This is a genomic window from Marinobacter sp. NFXS11, assembly GCF_040148675.1.
Lineage (GTDB): Bacteria > Pseudomonadota > Gammaproteobacteria > Pseudomonadales > Oleiphilaceae > Marinobacter.
This window is the reverse complement of sequence record NZ_JAGDDV010000001.1, coordinates 319,309-335,447: the sequence shown is the minus strand read 5'-3', so window position 1 is coordinate 335,447 and position 16,139 is coordinate 319,309. Positions and strand designations below refer to the sequence as shown.

16 protein-coding genes are annotated in these 16,139 nt (G+C 57.0%); 8 read left to right on the top strand and 8 right to left on the bottom strand.

Annotated features, from left to right (window positions below; translation table 11 throughout):
* The first annotated feature begins 85 nt into the window (after positions 1 to 85).
* Genes J3362_RS01680 through J3362_RS01670 form a run of 3 tightly spaced genes read left to right on the top strand, consistent with a single transcriptional unit; the run spans position 86 to position 1,677 of the window.
* On the top strand, positions 86 to 661 hold the full coding sequence (locus J3362_RS01680; protein ID WP_349517826.1) for a demethoxyubiquinone hydroxylase family protein: 576 nt from the start codon (positions 86 to 88) through the stop codon (positions 659 to 661).
* 10 nt (positions 662 to 671) lie between these two features.
* Complete coding sequence (locus J3362_RS01675; RefSeq protein WP_349517825.1) at positions 672 to 1,202, top strand: hypothetical protein; 531 nt, start codon at positions 672 to 674, stop codon at positions 1,200 to 1,202.
* Complete coding sequence (locus J3362_RS01670) at positions 1,186 to 1,677, top strand: nucleoside deaminase (protein ID WP_227499637.1); 492 nt, start codon at positions 1,186 to 1,188, stop codon at positions 1,675 to 1,677. The genes J3362_RS01675 and J3362_RS01670 overlap by 17 nt, the downstream gene beginning before the upstream one ends.
* On the opposite strand, the gene J3362_RS01665 is transcribed toward J3362_RS01670, so the two are convergent.
* The gene (locus tag J3362_RS01665; protein ID WP_108017681.1) at positions 1,647 to 2,513 is read right to left on the bottom strand and encodes a DMT family transporter; all 867 of its coding nucleotides are present in this window, start codon (positions 2,511 to 2,513) and stop codon (positions 1,647 to 1,649) included. The two genes, J3362_RS01670 and J3362_RS01665, sit on opposite strands and share 31 nt — an antisense overlap.
* A 119-nt stretch (positions 2,514 to 2,632) precedes the next feature.
* Here J3362_RS01665 and J3362_RS01660 point away from each other — a divergent pair, with 119 nt between their 5' ends.
* The gene (locus J3362_RS01660; protein ID WP_349517824.1) at positions 2,633 to 3,559 is read left to right on the top strand and encodes a helix-turn-helix domain-containing protein; all 927 of its coding nucleotides are present in this window, start codon (positions 2,633 to 2,635) and stop codon (positions 3,557 to 3,559) included.
* Between the two features lie 72 nt (positions 3,560 to 3,631).
* Positions 3,632 to 4,165 (top strand): prepilin-type N-terminal cleavage/methylation domain-containing protein, encoded by a 534-nt coding sequence (locus J3362_RS01655; RefSeq protein ID WP_014578008.1) that lies wholly within the window; start codon positions 3,632 to 3,634, stop codon positions 4,163 to 4,165.
* Between the two features lie 34 nt (positions 4,166 to 4,199).
* Here J3362_RS01655 and J3362_RS01650 read toward each other — a convergent pair whose 3' ends face one another.
* A complete protein-coding gene (locus J3362_RS01650) occupies positions 4,200 to 4,613 on the bottom strand; it encodes a hypothetical protein (protein ID WP_349517823.1) in 414 nt (137 codons plus the stop codon).
* 125 nt (positions 4,614 to 4,738) lie between these two features.
* Here J3362_RS01650 and J3362_RS01645 point away from each other — a divergent pair, with 125 nt between their 5' ends.
* Positions 4,739 to 5,308, top strand: a complete 570-nt coding sequence (locus J3362_RS01645) for an NnrU family protein (protein WP_349517821.1) — start codon at positions 4,739 to 4,741, stop codon at positions 5,306 to 5,308.
* A 20-nt stretch (positions 5,309 to 5,328) separates the two neighbouring features.
* Here the strand turns inward: J3362_RS01645 and J3362_RS01640 are convergent, their stop codons facing one another.
* The 3 genes from J3362_RS01640 to J3362_RS01630 form a co-directional block, all read right to left on the bottom strand.
* Positions 5,329 to 6,294 (bottom strand): zinc-binding metallopeptidase family protein, encoded by a 966-nt coding sequence (locus J3362_RS01640; protein WP_349517820.1) that lies wholly within the window; start codon positions 6,292 to 6,294, stop codon positions 5,329 to 5,331.
* Positions 6,295 to 6,410: 116 nt separating this feature from the next.
* Entirely contained in the window at positions 6,411 to 7,037 is a 627-nt protein-coding gene (locus tag J3362_RS01635) for an NAD(P)H-dependent oxidoreductase (protein ID WP_349517819.1), read from the bottom strand.
* Positions 7,038 to 7,170: 133 nt separating this feature from the next.
* Complete coding sequence (locus J3362_RS01630; RefSeq protein WP_349517818.1) at positions 7,171 to 8,067, bottom strand: LysR family transcriptional regulator; 897 nt, start codon at positions 8,065 to 8,067, stop codon at positions 7,171 to 7,173.
* A gap of 134 nt (positions 8,068 to 8,201) precedes the next feature.
* Here J3362_RS01630 and J3362_RS01625 point away from each other — a divergent pair, with 134 nt between their 5' ends.
* Positions 8,202 to 9,101, top strand: coding sequence for a DMT family transporter (locus tag J3362_RS01625; RefSeq protein ID WP_349517817.1), 900 nt, complete (start codon positions 8,202 to 8,204; stop codon positions 9,099 to 9,101).
* Between the two features lie 128 nt (positions 9,102 to 9,229).
* Entirely contained in the window at positions 9,230 to 12,505 is a 3,276-nt protein-coding gene (locus J3362_RS01620) for a carboxyl transferase domain-containing protein (RefSeq protein ID WP_349517816.1), read from the top strand.
* Positions 12,506 to 12,514: 9 nt separating this feature from the next.
* On the opposite strand, the gene J3362_RS01615 is transcribed toward J3362_RS01620, so the two are convergent.
* The 3 genes from J3362_RS01615 to J3362_RS01605 form a co-directional block, all read right to left on the bottom strand.
* A complete protein-coding gene (locus J3362_RS01615; RefSeq protein WP_349517815.1) occupies positions 12,515 to 13,708 on the bottom strand; it encodes a hypothetical protein in 1,194 nt (397 codons plus the stop codon).
* Positions 13,708 to 15,087, bottom strand: coding sequence for a lipoprotein N-acyltransferase Lnb domain-containing protein (locus tag J3362_RS01610; RefSeq protein WP_349517814.1), 1,380 nt, complete (start codon positions 15,085 to 15,087; stop codon positions 13,708 to 13,710). The genes J3362_RS01615 and J3362_RS01610 overlap by 1 nt, the downstream gene beginning before the upstream one ends.
* A 153-nt stretch (positions 15,088 to 15,240) precedes the next feature.
* Complete coding sequence (locus J3362_RS01605) at positions 15,241 to 16,080, bottom strand: hypothetical protein (RefSeq protein ID WP_349517813.1); 840 nt, start codon at positions 16,078 to 16,080, stop codon at positions 15,241 to 15,243.
* Positions 16,081 to 16,139 lie beyond the last annotated feature (59 nt).

Below are 16,139 nucleotides of genomic sequence, written 5' to 3'. Positions count from 1 at the left end.
ACCACTCGTTCGCCACGGATCGGTCCTGAGAACCAATGAGGGTCTGTTTCGTACAAACTGCCATCGTGTCTGCGGATATTGAATAATGGCGGAACTACAGATCGACGGCATACACCACCAGCAGCTCTCCCAGGTTGGAGTAAGCCGGCAGTTCGAGCAGGAGCTGCGCTGCAGTCATGCGGGAGAAACCGGTGCAGTGTGGATTTACCGGGGAATTCTGGCGACGCGACCCCGAAAAGAGCTGCTGGATTTCGCGACGGAGCACCTGGCCTCGGAGAGCGAGCATCTGCGCTTCTTTAACCAGCTTCAGTGCTGCTATCGCCCGAGCCTGCTGCTGCCACTGTGGCGCCTGGCCGGCTTTTTGACGGGTCTTATCCCGGCATTGATGGGAAAACAGGCGGTTTTCGCCACGATCGAAGCCGTGGAAACCTTTGTTGACTTGCACTACCAGGAGCAGATCAAAACGCTTTCTCCGCATGCATGGCGCGAGTCGGAGCAGGCTATACTTGCAGGATTCGAGAAATGCCGGCTCGACGAAGTCCACCATCGTGACGAAGCCGGGCAATATCGATCCGCTGAGGCTAGTCTTGTTCTGAGGCTATGGACAGGGCTCGTGGGGGCCGGTTCCAAAGCGGCTGTTCAGTTTGCCCGACTGATTTGAGAGTCATTCCATGAGCCTGATATCCAAACCCTTTGATGACAGCGGCGTTGAAATGGTGGACGAGATCGCCCAGTACGGTACTGCCATCTCGAAACGGCTCGAACAATTCCGATCGAAACGCCAGCTTCGCCACGACGCACCCGGAAGCTACTCGGGCATCGTGATCGCGGCTTCCATCTGCAGTGCGATGGGAAACATCATCGAACGCTCGAACCAGGAGTCTTTTCGTGCCGGATACGCCCGAGCGGCCCAAACGTTTTTCTTTGAACACGTCTCCCCGGATGCACCATCAATCCCTGCAACTGTTGAGGATTGCCGCTCTTCGCCCGAGCTCCTGCAGGTCATCAACGCCTTATTGGCAGACGACCAAATACTGCCCGCCGATGGCAGCGTTTCACTACAGACTGTCATGATGGCTCTGGTCTGGTCGGCATTGACCTTCGCAATGGAGTCTCTACCGACGGAGCAAGCGCGGTTTTATGTGCAAGAGCAGATTCTCAACGGAGACACGGAAAGGAGGAACGATGATTTACGAAACTGAAATGAAACATCTTGCCCGCTGCGTGGAACTGGCTTCAATGGCCGTTGATAGCGGGAACCCGCCGTTTGGCTCTGTGCTGGTGGATGAGACCGGTGCCGTCAGGTACGAAGGACACAACGAAACCGCTGGCGGTGATGAGACCCGCCACCCGGAGTTTGAGATAGCCCGTTGGGCGGCTGCCAACATGACCCCGGACGAGCGAGCAGCTTCAACGGTCTATACCTCGGGCGAACACTGCCCGATGTGTGCGGCTGCCCATGGTTGGGTGGGGCTCGGCCGCATCGTCTACGCAAGCTCGTCAGAGCAGCTTTCAACCTGGCTGGACGAACTGCACGTGGCGCCACCGCCCGTTGCAACCCTGCCAATCAACCAGGTGGTTCCGGGCGTTCCCACCGAGGGCCCCTTCCCCGCGCTGGCAGACGCAGTGCGCGAGCTACACCAGCGTTATGCTTTGGCCGATCGAAACAAAACATAATTTCCAAGCAGGGCCAGGGATGCGCCCAGCACCGCGGTTGCTGTCCATTCAAAACCCTCGAGCCAGGTCGACACGCTCAGGGCGACCACCGGGAAGAGCACGGTGGCGTAGCCAGCCTTGTCGGCCCCGAGAGTCTGGATAACGGTGATGTAGCAATAAAAGGCAATGATGGAGCCGGGCACCGCCAGGAAGACGGTTGCTCCCCAGAATGTCGCCGCAGTGGGGACCACCCATTCCACACCCTGAATCAGGCACCAGATGCCAAGAATCACCGCGCCGTAAACCATGGCCCACGCGTTTGCCAGGAAGAGCGGCACCTTTGACATCCGCACCTTGATGCTGACCAGGTTACCCATGGAAAACCAGAAGGTTCCGGCAATTGCGAACAGAATGCTGGTCGCCGTGGCATTGCCAAGCTGCAGATCATGCCAGAACAGAAGGGCCACGCCCGTGATACCCAGAGAAATTGCCGGATAGAGCCGGGCAGTCGGTCTCAGGCGCAACCAGAGCCAGCCATTCAGCGCGTTAAACAGAGCGGCCAAAGAAAACACCACCGCCAGCAAACCGCTTGTCATGGATTCAGCCGCACGATAAATCAGCAGGAAGTTGATGCTGTACAGGGTTGCCCCCTGCAGCACCAGCCAGCCGTGCTGTTTGAGGGTCAGTTTTTCCAGCCTGCGCACCAGAGTGACAACCAGCAATGCGACGGCAGAGGCCATAACGAATCGGTAGAAAACGGATAGATCGACCGGCGCCGCTTCAACCTGCAAACGAATCGCTGTCCAGGTGAGCCCCCAGATCAGTACCGTCAAACCATAGTGAACAGAGATGGGCATGGCGTTGATTCCTGTTGCTATCGGGAACAATCGTTGAGCAGGCACGAGCATAGGGCACAAGCCACACCAAAACTTGTCAGATCCTGCTGAACCATGGATGATTCTTGCGGAGGCTCCCTATGCAGACTGATTCCGAACCCATGCCCGAATGCCCAAAGCAATTGCAGCCGGCCAATCGCGACATTGTCGATACCCTGAGAACGGCTGGCGTCGCTCCGCAGCGAATGCTTGAACTGGATCAGGGGCGGGCTCTGGCGCAATGGCAGAATCGTCAGGGCGAGGTGCGTTACGAGCGGCCCAGACACCATGCTCTGAGCATCTACATAGACAAGGGCGAGCAGGCCCGAAGGGTATTGAACGGAAAGGTTGTCAGCCAGGGCTTTCCGGGCGCCGTTTGCCTGTTCCCGGCAGGCAGCCGCTCAAGTTGGCAAATCAGCGGAGAGTTCGAGTTTTTTCATCTCTATTTCAATGATCTGGACATCGCCCGGTGCGCCGAACAGACCTGGGATGCCGATCCGGACAAGCGTCAGCTTTGCGAGCTGTACCACGCCGAGGATCCGGTTCTCGCCCAGGCCGGCAAGCTACTGGCACTCAGCGACTGGCAAGCTCCCGGCCAGACCATGGCCATGGACCACCTGGCACAATGGCTTCTCCTCCAGGTTGTCAGCCGCCATTCCAGCGTCCGACAGACACTGCCGGACGTCACGGGGCAGTTGTCACTTCGGTACCGCAGAATACTGCAGGAACGCATCCATGCCCATCTGGATCAGTCATTAACGCTTGCCGAAATGGCCAGCTGGGTCAACCTGAGCCCCTATCATTTTGCCCGGCTTTTCAGGGCTACGTTCGGTTGTGCGCCTTATCAATATGTCCAGGAACAACGCTTGATCCTGGCTCGCGACCGGCTTCGGAACAGCCGAGACAAAATCACCGCCATTGCGCTCTCGTGCGGATTCAATGATTCCAGTCAATTCAGCCGGGCGTTCAAGTCCAGGTTCGGAGTCAGCCCTTCAGGCTATCGATCCCACTCAGGGTCCGATCAATGAAGCAACATGGATCCGTTTCAGACTTCATGAAATAATGCTTTGTTTATCAAAGCCTTCAGACGAGCACTATCCATGGCCATCGCAACTCGCCCCGAAAAACAGCCGAATGCAGACGGGTTTACGCTGATCGAACTGGTTCTCGTCGTTGTCATTCTTGGAGTTCTGGCCGCCTTTGCACTGCCACGATTTTCGGACCTCTCAACCGATGCCCGCCTGGCCGCATTGGATTCACTGGAAGGCACGATGAAAAGCACCATCGGAATTGTAAGAAGCAAGGCCTATGCTCAGGGGCTGTCCCCAGCAGCGAGCAATCCCGGCGGAATACAGACTAACTATGTAATAGAAACTGAAGCGGGCCGCTCGGAAGTCGACTGGCGCAACCTGTGCCCAGAAAGCCGCGCCGAGGCGGATGATACGCTAACAATGCTTGATTACATCTCGGTGGACGCCAACGATTCCTCCCTGGAGACCTTCGTCGACAACCAGTACACCCGTGTAGGCTTTTCTTTGCCTGCAGGATCTGGCGCCGGCCCCGGCTGCTATGTCGAATACGATTCCTTCGGCGATCCGGAATGCACGGTGACACAGATAACCTCGGAATGCTGACACACGTCTTATCCGAAAATCGGTTGAATGCAGCCTACTTTACCAAGCCTGAACGGGGCACAAGGCACGCCATCGCCGTGAGCGAAACATCGCGGAAAGTCGCCTCTGAAGCAACAACACTCGGGAATCGATCGTAAAGTATCCGACGGCAAGTAGAGGTTTTTGCCTCGGCTTTTTCGACGCAATCGGCGTGAACCTTCGTGCCACTGCCCTCGCCCGTGGCGTCTGAACAGAAGTCCGGAATCTGGGTGAAAATCCAGTCGACTGCGGCACTGAGTTCAACGGGATTGGCCCGGAGATTGGTCAGGCGGTTTGCATCGATGGGGTCGGGCTGTTCACGGGTCTGGTCCCATAGAACAAACAGCAGGGCGGCAGATACCAGTACAACAGTGACCTTGGGAAACTTCATGGGCGCCTTTTCAATCCGGTGAATCAGATCGCCGATCATAAACGCTCAGGCATCTGCTGTCCCGGTTTCCTATACTTATCTGGATTTCACACAAATGGGCTTTCCAATGAAAGCGCCCTGCCAATCAGACAACCCTGTCGCTCAAGCCAAAAGGAGTTTTGCAAATGACCACCCTGATCGTTGGTCTCATTCTGTTTCTTGGCGTGCATTCGCTTTCAATCATAAACGAGCCCCTGCGCAACCGGCTGAACGCGTCCATGGGGGAGGGAGCCTTCAAAGGACTGTATTCCGTGGTGTCCCTCGTCGGTCTGGTTCTGATCGTCTGGGGTTACGGCGCCGCCCGGATGGATCCGACGGTGATCTACATGCCGCCGGCGTGGCTCAAGCATGTGGCCTTCCTGCTCCTGGTACCTGTGTTCCCCTTGCTGTTCGCCACCTACCTCCCGGGTAAGATCAAGGCAAAACTGAAGCACCCCATGCTCATTGCCGTCAAACTCTGGGCTCTGGCTCACCTTCTGGCGAACGGGATGCTCCACGACCTTCTGCTGTTCGGCTCCTTCCTTGCCTGGGCGGTAGCCGACCGGATCTCCATGAAGCGCAGAACCCAGCGCGCCATCACAACGTTGCCAGCCACCAAAGCCAATGACGTCATTGCGATCGTTGGGGGCCTTGCCGTGTATGTGGTTATGGTGGTGTGGGCCCACCAGTGGCTCTTTGGCGTGTCGCCGGCCTGATTGACCGGCGTTCACCTGGACTAGAGGCCCTGGGCCCCGCGGCGCAACCAATCGTGCACGAACGCAAGCTTGCGCTGCGCCGTTTCGGACAGGACAAACGGGTAAAGGTCAGACAGTCCCATGGAGCGGTTCACATGGTTAACCCGGATGGCCAGTGACGCAGCAACATTGATCAGCATGGCCGTGTCGGGCTCCGAGTAGGGATCCCAACCCTGTCTCGGCACCTCGGGCGAGGTCAGACCGGATGACACCAGGCTGTCGGTGATGTCCGTCAGGTGCAGCAGGTGTGCCGCAGTCTCCGCCCAGTCCTCGTGCGGGTGTGCCGAGGCGTAGCTGGTGAGATAGAACAGCCTCCAGTCTTCCGGCGGACCTTTGTGATAGTGATGTTCAAGGGCCGCCGGATAATCGGCGCGTTCATCACCAAACATCTCCCGGAACGCATCCAGAAAGTCTTCACGCAAGCTCAGGCGCCACCAGAGCATATGGGCGATTTCATGCCGCATGTGGCCGACCATGGTTCGATAGGGTTCGTCCAGGGCCTGCCGTCGGGTGGCACGAACCACGGGATCCGCCTCTGCGACACTGATGGTTACCACGCCGTTCGCGTGCCCCATGGCAACCGGGGTCAGCCCCTCGGCCAACATGTGGAAAACCGGGCGCGTGCCCGGATCCTCAGGGCGAAACCAGTGCCAACGGCCGAGATTATCCAGCACCCAGCGCTTTGCCGCTTCAGTCTCAGCCCAGTTCGGCATGGCATTGAAAATATTCGGGTCTGGCGCCAGCGCGGTCATCGCGCAGGAGCGACAGAAGGCCCCCTGCTCCGGAGCAATCCAGTTGCAGCCGATAATGTCCCGGTTCACACAAAACGGTGGCATCGGGACGAACGCTCTTGCTTGGGGGTCGTAAGCGACCGGTGTGCCCTGGGCGGTGGTCAGATTGTCAAACCACAGATTTCCGGAACCAACCGGGTTGGAAAAAACCTTCATAGAGCTGGAGCTCCTGTTGAACGGCAGCGTGCCTGAAAATGAATTGCCGTTCCCCCGAACCTATACCCTATGGCGACGGAACACCAGCCAGTACCACAAATCGAACGGACTACTACTTACATTCTGATCACCAACTCGTCGTAATCAAAGCGCACTTTCGGTAGTCCGGACGTTCTGTCACGGGCACTGCGGTAGCCCAGCGCGACAATAGCCGAACTCTCAAGACCCAGACCTGACAATCCGAGCACCTCATCATAGGCCCTGTGATCAAAACCGGTCATCGGGCAGGTATCTATCCGCATTGAGGCGGCAGCAGTGAGAAGGGTGCCCAGTGCAATGTAGGCCTGCTGATGCGCCCATGCCTGTTTTTCCACTCGGGATTTGGCCGCAAGAGCCTGTTTCATATGTTCGACATAGCCCGAGATATCGTCGGCAGGCACGCCCCGGGTTTTCACAAACTGGGTGACATAACGGTCCACTGTGTGATCGCCAATATCCGTCTGGGCCGCAAAAACAATCAGATGCGAGCAGTCCAACACTTTCTGCTGGCCGAATGAGTAGGCCAGCAGGTCCCGCCGAACCGCCTTGCTCTCAACGACAAGGATTTTGTAGGGCTGCAGTCCATAGGAAGAGGCGCTCTTGCGAGCCGCATCAACCAGCGTATCTACAGTGTGGCTGTCCAGTTTTTCGGGTGAAAATTCACGGACGGCGTAACGCCAGTCCAGGGCTTCATGTATGTTCATTGGGAACCTCCAAAACAGTGGCGCTTTCAACAACGCGGCTATCAACAGGAACATTGAAGGTAGGCAATTCCGACGCCCCAATAAACAGGCGCAATCGAATCAAACTTTTTCCCTATTGGAAATAATACCCAAATTATTCCCAGTAAGGCTTCTCTCCCAGATGCTGATCGAGGTGATCAAGCAGCAGGCGGACCTTCGTGGGTTGCTTACGCCCGGGTGGAAACAGGGCAAATACGGTGTAGGGTTCCGGGGGAAAGCCCGGCAGCAGAGGAATCAGGGAGCCTGATTCAATATCTTGCTGCACCAGAAAGCGTGGTAGGTACCCGATACCAGCCCCTCTCAAAAGACTCTGGCGGATTGCCAGGCTGCTGTCTGTTCGATAGTTGCCGCTGACCATCACCTCCTGATCGCCGAGCTTCCAAACCCTCGGCCTGTCGTGGAGAGTAAACGTCAAGCAATTATGCCTGGCCAGATCCGCTGGGGCGTGAATCTCCGGGATATCCTTCAGATACTCCGGGGATGCACAAACGATGTTCCTCGACTTTCTGAGTGGTCTGGCAAGAAGACTTGAATCCGCCAGGGAGCTGCGAACCCGGATGGCGATATCAACGCCCTGCTCCACCAGATCGACCATGCGATCGCTGAGCTGCAAATCGATGTCGATCTCGGGAAAACGGTTCAGAAAACTGTCGATAGCCTCGGTGATGTGGGTCAGCCCAAAGGACATGGGCACATTCAGCCTTATTGTCCCCCTTGGCTCCGCCTGAAACCCTCTTGCCTCAAGTTCTGCGTCTTCCAGCTCATCCAACAGGGCCTGGGTACGCTTGAGAAAGGCGAACCCGGCATCGGTCAGGTTCATCCGCCGAGTGGTTCGGTTGATCAGCTTCGTATCGAGGTCTCGCTCCAGAAAAGCAACGTGTTTGCTGACCGTCGCCGCGGTGATGTCGAGGTCGTCCGCAGCCCGTGTAAAGCTGCCCAGCTCCGCCACGCGTCTGAAGATATTCATTGCTACCAGCTTGTCAGTGGCCACTGAATACTCCCAATTATTTCTGATTTGGAAGGAGTATTGTTCGGATGCGCCCAATTATCAACTGAATCAATTACGGCAAACTGGCTCACGGTAATGCCCCTCACAACCCGGAGCAATTAGTGATGATAGCCTCTATGCAGCGTGCAATTATCCCGCCCCAGGCCGCGGTCTGGGGACTTCTGCTGGCCAACGGATTTCTGATCGCGCTGATGTTGGCGCTGGCAAAAGCGGCAACATCCCAGGGTATGCCGGCCGTCACTTATGCTTTCTGGCAAACGCTCATTGCAGGAGCCGTTCTGCTCTTATGCTCCCAAAAACGCCGCGCTCTGCTGGAGCGTCGCTTGACCCGCTATTTTCTTATCAGCGGTCTGACCGGTATCGCGGTCCCGAATGTCATCGGGTTTTATCTGGTGACAAAACTGGGGGCAGGATTCACGGGCATCATGTATGCCCTGCCACCAATATTTACGTTTCTGATCGCCACTGGCATGGGGCTCGAAAAACGCAGCTGGATCAAACTGGCCGGGCTATCGATTGCGGTCATTGCCTGCGCCTGGATCGTGCTGCAACGTCATTCAGAGATCAACAGCCCTAACCTGCTGTGGTTTGCCATGGGACTGATCATCCCGGCCATGCTGTCGATTGGCAACGTCTACCGCTCAGTGGCATGGCCTGATGCAGTAAAGCCCATGGTCCTCGCTGCAGGCACATTGCTGGCTTCAGCTATGACGCTTGGCCTGTTTGCAGGTCTGACTGGGACGCCCATTTTTCCCGTAGGCACAGGATCTTACCTTCTTGGTATTGTCATTCTGCAGGGCCTTTTAACTGCGCTGACCTACCTCTGCGCCTTTGAACTCCAGCGTCGCTCCAACCCGGTTTTCTACAGTCAGCTCGGCGCAGTCGCCGCCATGTTCGGGTTACTGATTGGCGTAATCTGGTTCAACGAGCACTACTCAGTTGGCATCTGGCTTGGCGCCCTCGTGGTTATCCTGGGGCTCCGGATAAGCAACAGAACGAAAACCAACGAGCCCTGAAACCTGAGTCATCAAAGGCATTCATAACCAACCCTCAAACAAATTCATTTGCCTGATCCGGATGCCGTTTCTAGGATGGTGGCTTCTGTCGCCAAAAATAAAAATCACACCCCGGGGAACAAGGCACCATGACTTTTCGCTCCGTATTGATTGCAAATCGCGGCGAAATCGCGATCCGCATTGCCCGAGCCTGCAACGAACTGGGATTGCGGTCTGTGGCCGTCTTCTCTGAAGACGACGACGCCAGTCTGCATACCCGTATGGCCGATGAGGCAGTGGCTCTCATAGGCCGTGGCGTTAAGGCCTATCTTGATGAGGCACAGCTGATAGACCTTGCAAAAGCCCATGGCTGCGATGCGGTCCATCCGGGCTACGGATTTCTGGCGGAAAACGCCGATTTTGCCCGCCAATGCGAACAGGCCGGACTGGTGTTTATTGGCCCGTCGCCGAAGGTGCTGGAGGCGTTTGGCGACAAGTCGGCTGCCAGGGCTCTGGCAGAGAGCTGCGACGTTCCTCTGATCAAGGGAATCAACAAGCCGGTGGGCCTGAGCGAAGCCCAAGCTTTCCTGGATGAGCATGGACCACTTATGCTCAAGGCGATTGCCGGTGGCGGCGGCCGGGGCATGCGGGCGGTTCACACTGAAGCAGAGCTTGAGCAGGCTTTCCAGCGCTGCCAGTCCGAGGCTCAGGCCGCATTCGGCAACGGATCACTTTACGTTGAGCAATTGATCAGTCAGGCGAGACACATCGAAATCCAGATAGTCGGCGACGGTACCGGAGCCGTCAGTCACCTCTGGGAGCGCGACTGCAGCCTGCAACGGCGAAATCAGAAGCTGATCGAGATTGCACCGAGTCCTTTACTGGACGCCTCGATCCGGGATGCCATGATCGACTGCGCCCTGAAACTGGCCGGCGCCGTTAACTACCGTGGTCTCGGCACCTTTGAGTTTCTGGTGGACGAGGACCACCCCGGCCGTTTCTATTTCATGGAAGCCAATCCCCGCATCCAGGTAGAGCACACCATCACCGAGGAGATTACCGGCGTTGATCTCCTTCAAACCCAGCTGCAATTGTTTGGCGGCCAAAGCCTCACTGATCTGGCTCTTGAGTCGGCACCGCCCGTGCGGGGCTTCGCGATTCAGGCGCGAATCAACAGCGAAACGCTCCACGCCGATGGTCATGCCACCGCCGCTACCGGCACACTGAGCACCTACGAGCCACCGTCTGGCCCGGGTTTACGGGTCGATGGCTATGGTTACGCCGGTTACACCATCAGCCCTTCGTTTGACTCCCTGCTCGCCAAGCTGGTTGCCCATGGCAGCGATTACCCTTCAACACTTCGGCGGCTGTATCGCGCCCTGTGCGAATTCCGGCTAACTGGTGTCAGCAGCAATATTGGTTTGCTGCAGAATCTGGTCCGCCATTCCGGCGTGGAAACCTGGGCTGTTACCACCCGCTTTGTCGAAGACAACCTGAAAACCCTGATCCCGAAAGAAACCAAAACCACCCATCCGCACCTCCACTTTGGCAACAGATATACTGCGGAGGACGCCGAAAGCGTGGCTGCAAAACCCGCACCGGCGGGCACCATCGGCATTGAAGCGCCCAGTTCAGGCACGGTTGTCAGTATCGATGTAACACCAGGAGATTCCGTCGCCATCGGCGACCCGATTGCGGTGCTTGAAGCCATGAAAATGGAGTTTGTGGTCAAGGCAACCAACTCCGGCATCATCCACACCGTTGTCGCAGAACCAGGGACAACGGTGAACGACGGGCAGGCACTGGTCTATCTGGAACCAGCCGACGTCGACGCCGGCGGCATTCAGAATGAAGAGACGGTTGATCTGGAGTACATCCGGGCCGATCTCGCCGAGGTTCTGGAGCGTCATGACCTGCTGACTGACCAGCGCCGACCGGAGGCGGTCGCAAAACGGCGTAAAACTGCTCAGCGAACCGCTCGTGAGAACGTTGAAGACCTGCTCGACCCGGACAGCTTCAACGAATACGGAGCTCTTGCACTGGCGGCACAGCGGCGCCGACGTTCGGCGGACAAGCTGGCTGAAATGAGCCCGGCGGATGGCCTGATTACCGCTATCGGCACCGTGAACGCCCCGGACTTTGGCGCCGAGGCAGGCCGTTGCGCCACCATGGCCTACGATTACACGGTGTTCGCCGGCACCCAGGGACTGGCCAATCACCGCAAGGCAGACCGCATTCTCGCTCTGGCCGAGCAATGGCGAATTCCTCTGGTTCTTTTTGCAGAGGGCGGTGGTGGTCGCCCATCCGACACCGACGCCAACGGCGTTTCATTTCTGGACTGTCATACCTTTGTCAGCATGGCACGGCTCTCCGGCGTCGTCCCCACGCTCGGTATTGTGTCCGGCCGTTGCTATGCGGGCAACGCGGCGCTGCTTGGCTGCTGCGACACCATCATTGCCACCAGAGACGCCAATCTGGGGATGGCGGGACCCGCCATGATCGAAGGCGGCGGCCTAGGGCGGTTCAGCCCGGAAGAAGTGGGGCCGATTTCCGTCATGGGGCCCAACGGTGTGATTGATGTACTGGTCGAGGACGAAACTGAAGCGGTCAGTGTGGCGAAGAAATATCTGTCCTACTTTCAGGGCACGTTGGAAGACTGGCAGTGCGACGATCAACGACGGCTACGCCACCTGATTCCGGAAAACCGCATGCGGGTCTACGACATCCGCCAGGTTATCGAAACCCTGGCCGATCAGGACAGTGTCCTGGAACTCCGCAGCCAGTTTGCGCCAGGCCTGATCACGGCGCTGGTCCGTATTGAAGGTCGTCCCATGGGCCTGATCGCCAACAACCCGGCCCACCTGGGTGGAGCGGTCGATGCCAGCGCAGGCGACAAGGCGGCCCGCTTCATGCAGCTCTGTAACGCCCACAACCTTCCAATCGTGTCACTTTGCGACACGCCCGGTTTTATGGTTGGGCCTGAGGCCGAAAAGAAGGCAACCATTCGCCATGTTTCCCGCATGTTTGTGGCGGCAGCCAATTTAACCGTGCCTTTCTTCACCGTGGTTCTGCGCAAGGCTTACGGCCTTGGAGCCCAGGCCATGGCGGCGGGCAGCATGCTCACGCCTTTTTTCACCGCAGCCTGGCCAAGTGGCGAATTCGGCCCCATGGGCTGGGAAGGGGCAGTGCGCCTGGGCATGGCCAAAGAGTTGGCCGCCCAGCCCGACGAGGAATCGCGAAAGAAAATGTTCGACACCTTCGTCGCAAAAGCCTACGAGCAGGGTAAAGCGCTCAACGTAGCCAGCTATCTGGAGATCGATGCCGTCATCGACCCGCACGAGACGCGGGCGTGGCTGGTTCGGGGTCTGAATTCTACTTCCGCTGCAGGGTCTCGCGGAAATGGACGTTATGTGGATACCTGGTAAACGCGGGGATCAGCAACTGGTCACTTGAGTGACTTTAACCCGAAACTCACGCGCTGCACACGGCAAGGTCTCAGGCACTTCCTCTGTGTCACCGTAGCAACCGTTCACATTGTTCAACATCGTGTCCATAACACCACGATGCTGAACACTTGCGGAGCCCGGGCAATAGACTTCGAAATAGACATCAAGGCATCCCACCGCTTCCGGCTTGATGCTTGGGACATTTCCGAAAACGTGCTTGGAGGGACCCGGACAAGATCGGCCATAGAGTTTTATACCCTGCTGCATTGTTGCCAGATAAGCGGCCCGACGAGCCTCGCGCTCTGCCTTTTCACGCTCTCGCGCACGCTGGCGCTCCAGTATTTCCTGCTGACGTGCCAGTCTCCGGGCCTCTTCAGCCTGACGGCGCTCTTCCGCCCTTTGACGAGCTTCTTCCTCAGCCTGTCGGCGTTCCTCAAGCCGTCTACGCTCTTCTTCGGCACGTTGTCGCCTCTCGATCAGCTCAGCTTCCATGCGTTCTGCTTCGGCGAGCTGTTGAGAGCGCCTAAGTTCCATCTCGCGCTGCTGTTGCTCCTGCTGACGTTTGATGGCCTCCTGGCGGCGCCTTTGCTCTTCATACATACGCTGTTGCATCTCAAGCTGCTGTCGCTGCTGGGCCAACTGATTTTCGGTGAACTGTTTGAACTGCTGTACCGTCTGGTTAAGCATCATCATCGTGTTATTCGAGTTGGAACTGGAGGGCTGATCGTAAGAGGGCTCGCGGCAGTAGCGCGGATTCTGGTAGCCGTCGACACAGTCTTCGTACTCTTCCCGAATCGGACAACTCGCACTGCACTCCTGGACCCGACGCTCCATTGCCAGGCGTTTTTTCTCTTCCTCGGCGATTTCGTACATTTCTTTTCGATACTCTCTCGCTTCTACCAGCCGCTTTCGAGCCGATTCATTGGAAACCAGACGCTCCGCCTCCTTGAGCAGCCGGTCGGCGCAGGAGAAATCCCCAGCGTCCGCACATTCATAGGCCTTATCGACGGCAGAGCTGAAGTCCTGACGATCCAGTTGGTCCAGCTGCTCGAGCATTTCAAGCTGCTTTAACATCTCTTCCATGTTGTCACTGCCGGGTTTTGGCTGATTGGCTGCTACTGTCTGGGCAACAACAGCCAAGACAAGTGCAAGCAGAACAGCGGGCTGGCGAACGGTCGTCATTACAGCGTCCTCAGGTAGACAAGGTTTTCGTGGGTCTGTTCGATCTCAAGACTGAAACTTCTCAACGCCCGAACGCTCAGATGATCTTCGGGCAGCCAGTCGTTAACCAGCCGTTTGGCAACGACCAGTGACTCTGTCTGATCGCAGTCTGTCCCAACCGATGGGAACAGCCGCATAAACTCGGGGCCCGGTATTCCCTTGGAAACTGGCAAGCGTCCCTGGAGCTTCAGTACCGGTTGCAGGACACACTGTTCAAGCCACCGCCGATGGATATCGTGCTCCATTGCATTCAACCCATTCTGCAGGGAAGCCATAATCTCCGGATCGGCCAAAAGACTCATCAAGGATTGAAGGCGGGCCTGTTCAAGGCTGATCAGAGCCCTCTCTTCCAGTAGCGTATGAGCTTCCCGGGCACGCTGATCATGGGAGTAAACGTCCAACAGCGCATCGGATTTCAGCGCTATCAGCAGGCGCTTCTTCGCCGGGGTTCGAAGGTATTCATCGAGTGACGAGGGGGCATCCCAACCAGCAGTCTGGCTGACCAGTTCGAACGCCCGTTCGTAATAGGGACGTGTGCTGGGAAAGTAGTATCCCTCCCGTTCAGCTTCTTTAAGAGATGCAAGAACACGGTCATCAGCAAGTTCGCTGCGCCTGAGCGCTTGGAAAAAAGAGTCGGGCCGCAGATACCCCGTCTCCAGATTGCCAGCTACTGGGGGTTCAGTCGGCGCCTGTTCAAGCAAGCCAGCCAGGGTATCCTGCAGGAGCGTGGCGCAATTATTGGTGAAGAAACGGTAGTCGCCCCTGAAGCTCCAGTGAATCTCTGATAGCTCTCGAACCACCTGTTCAGTTTCTTCTGGGCTCAGATTCAAGGGGATCGAGAACAGGTTTCTGTCTGCAAGTAACGTGTTGGTTCGGTAGGCTTCCATAAACGAAAAGCCCGTCAGATGGGCGTCGTAGCCACCGAAAACCCCTTTCATCAGACTCATCTCAAGTTCGTTTATGCGGGCACCGTAGCCAAGGACCACGTGATCAAAGATGTTTTCGTTGCACTCGTCATCACTTGCGGATCTGAAGGGACAGACGATGAGTCGAATGGAAAGATGACCGAATTGGGAAGCAACAGACTCACCCGGTGAGGCAAACATTATGTGAATGCTACGGACAAGGTTCGGCGCTATGGAGACCTGGTACCCGCCTTTTTCACGATCCAGCAGATAGAAAGGGACGGATGAAGGGCACTCACTATAGTCCAGGGACTCACCCAGCCTTTGTGAGAAATAGAAGGCATAGGCCGGGTGCCGACATTTATAGGACGGAGCGGTGCGGTACTTCGATAGTTCAATCAGGAAGTCTGCATCACTGCCCTGTTTTCCTGTCACCAACCTGCTCAGGTCCGAAAAGCGTTCATCCGGTTCTATCGGTGTTGCTGCACGAAAACGTTCCAACTCAAGCGTGCTTAAGCTGGAGCAGCCTCCCAACGCCAAAAGCGCCAGGGCAGAAAAAAGCAGGCGGAATTTCACGGCGAAGAAGCGTCAGAGTTTGTCCGCGACCCTCGCGACCAGTGAATCAGGGTTCGCCCAGCGGGCCGCAGCCGTTTGGCGACGCAATATTTCCAGCCTGCTGTCCTTGATCTGCTGGTCCGTGGTTGTTACCGGAGTTGAAAGCAGTTCTGCAGTGAATGTCGGTGCCACGATCCATGGGGCCGAAATAATTTGGGACGAACCCGGGTCATCGCCATAGATCCCGAGAAGCGCGGATTCGGACATCGCGAAATATTCCATCTTGCTTGCCTCGAGATCATCAATCTTTTTCTGACGCTCCGCCTTCGCTTCCCATTCGGAAGCTGTCTGCGCGTTGGCGGGCACACCCTCCCCCGCGCGATACCTCTGTGCCATGCGCTCCATTGCGGCGGCATTTCCAGCTCGAGCACTCGCCAGATCTTTCTCAAGTTGCTCCTGCGCGGCCTTTTCAGCGGCAATCCGGGCCTGCTCCCGACGTCGCTGTTCTGCCTTTTCTGCGGCCAATCTCGCCTCTTCCTTGCGCTGGGCTTCCTGCTTCTGGCCATACGCTGTCAGGGTTTTCTCTGGCAGCGAAACACGAACCCGCTCAGGCACACCGGCACGAAGCTCAATGCTTTTAACGAATACCTGCTCGAATTCCCGGCCGACCGCACGCACCACTCGCAGCTCATGGGCGCCCGCGGTTGTCAGAATCGGGAGTTTTGCATAATCCTCGCATTCGAACTGATAGACACCGTCCAGATAGACTGCCGCACCGTTTGTATCTTGCTGACAATCAATACGAACAAGGGAGTTAGACGCGAGAACAGCCGAAGAGAAGGCGAATAGCAGGAAACCCAACAACAACTTCATTTTTTTTACCTTTGCGACATCAGGACCTGATTACATATCAGTAATGTGATCATGGATTG

Excerpts from the sequence above, each read along its gene's own strand:
- J3362_RS01680 (WP_349517826.1), top strand. The coding sequence starts at position 86 with ATGGCGGAACTACAGATCGACGGCATACACCACCAGCAGCTCTCCCAG.
- J3362_RS01675 (WP_349517825.1), top strand. The coding sequence starts at position 672 with ATGAGCCTGATATCCAAACCCTTTGATGACAGCGGCGTTGAAATGGTG.
- J3362_RS01670 (WP_227499637.1), top strand. The coding sequence starts at position 1,186 with ATGATTTACGAAACTGAAATGAAACATCTTGCCCGCTGCGTGGAACTG.
- J3362_RS01665 (WP_108017681.1), bottom strand. The coding sequence starts at position 2,513 with ATGCCCATCTCTGTTCACTATGGTTTGACGGTACTGATCTGGGGGCTC.
- J3362_RS01660 (WP_349517824.1), top strand. The coding sequence starts at position 2,633 with ATGCAGACTGATTCCGAACCCATGCCCGAATGCCCAAAGCAATTGCAG.
- J3362_RS01655 (WP_014578008.1), top strand. The coding sequence starts at position 3,632 with ATGGCCATCGCAACTCGCCCCGAAAAACAGCCGAATGCAGACGGGTTT.
- J3362_RS01650 (WP_349517823.1), bottom strand. The coding sequence starts at position 4,613 with ATGATCGGCGATCTGATTCACCGGATTGAAAAGGCGCCCATGAAGTTT.
- J3362_RS01645 (WP_349517821.1), top strand. The coding sequence starts at position 4,739 with ATGACCACCCTGATCGTTGGTCTCATTCTGTTTCTTGGCGTGCATTCG.
- J3362_RS01640 (WP_349517820.1), bottom strand. The coding sequence starts at position 6,294 with ATGAAGGTTTTTTCCAACCCGGTTGGTTCCGGAAATCTGTGGTTTGAC.
- J3362_RS01635 (WP_349517819.1), bottom strand. The coding sequence starts at position 7,037 with ATGAACATACATGAAGCCCTGGACTGGCGTTACGCCGTCCGTGAATTT.
- J3362_RS01625 (WP_349517817.1), top strand. The coding sequence starts at position 8,202 with ATGCAGCGTGCAATTATCCCGCCCCAGGCCGCGGTCTGGGGACTTCTG.
- J3362_RS01620 (WP_349517816.1), top strand. The coding sequence starts at position 9,230 with ATGACTTTTCGCTCCGTATTGATTGCAAATCGCGGCGAAATCGCGATC.
- J3362_RS01615 (WP_349517815.1), bottom strand. The coding sequence starts at position 13,708 with ATGACGACCGTTCGCCAGCCCGCTGTTCTGCTTGCACTTGTCTTGGCT.
- J3362_RS01605 (WP_349517813.1), bottom strand. The coding sequence starts at position 16,080 with ATGAAGTTGTTGTTGGGTTTCCTGCTATTCGCCTTCTCTTCGGCTGTT.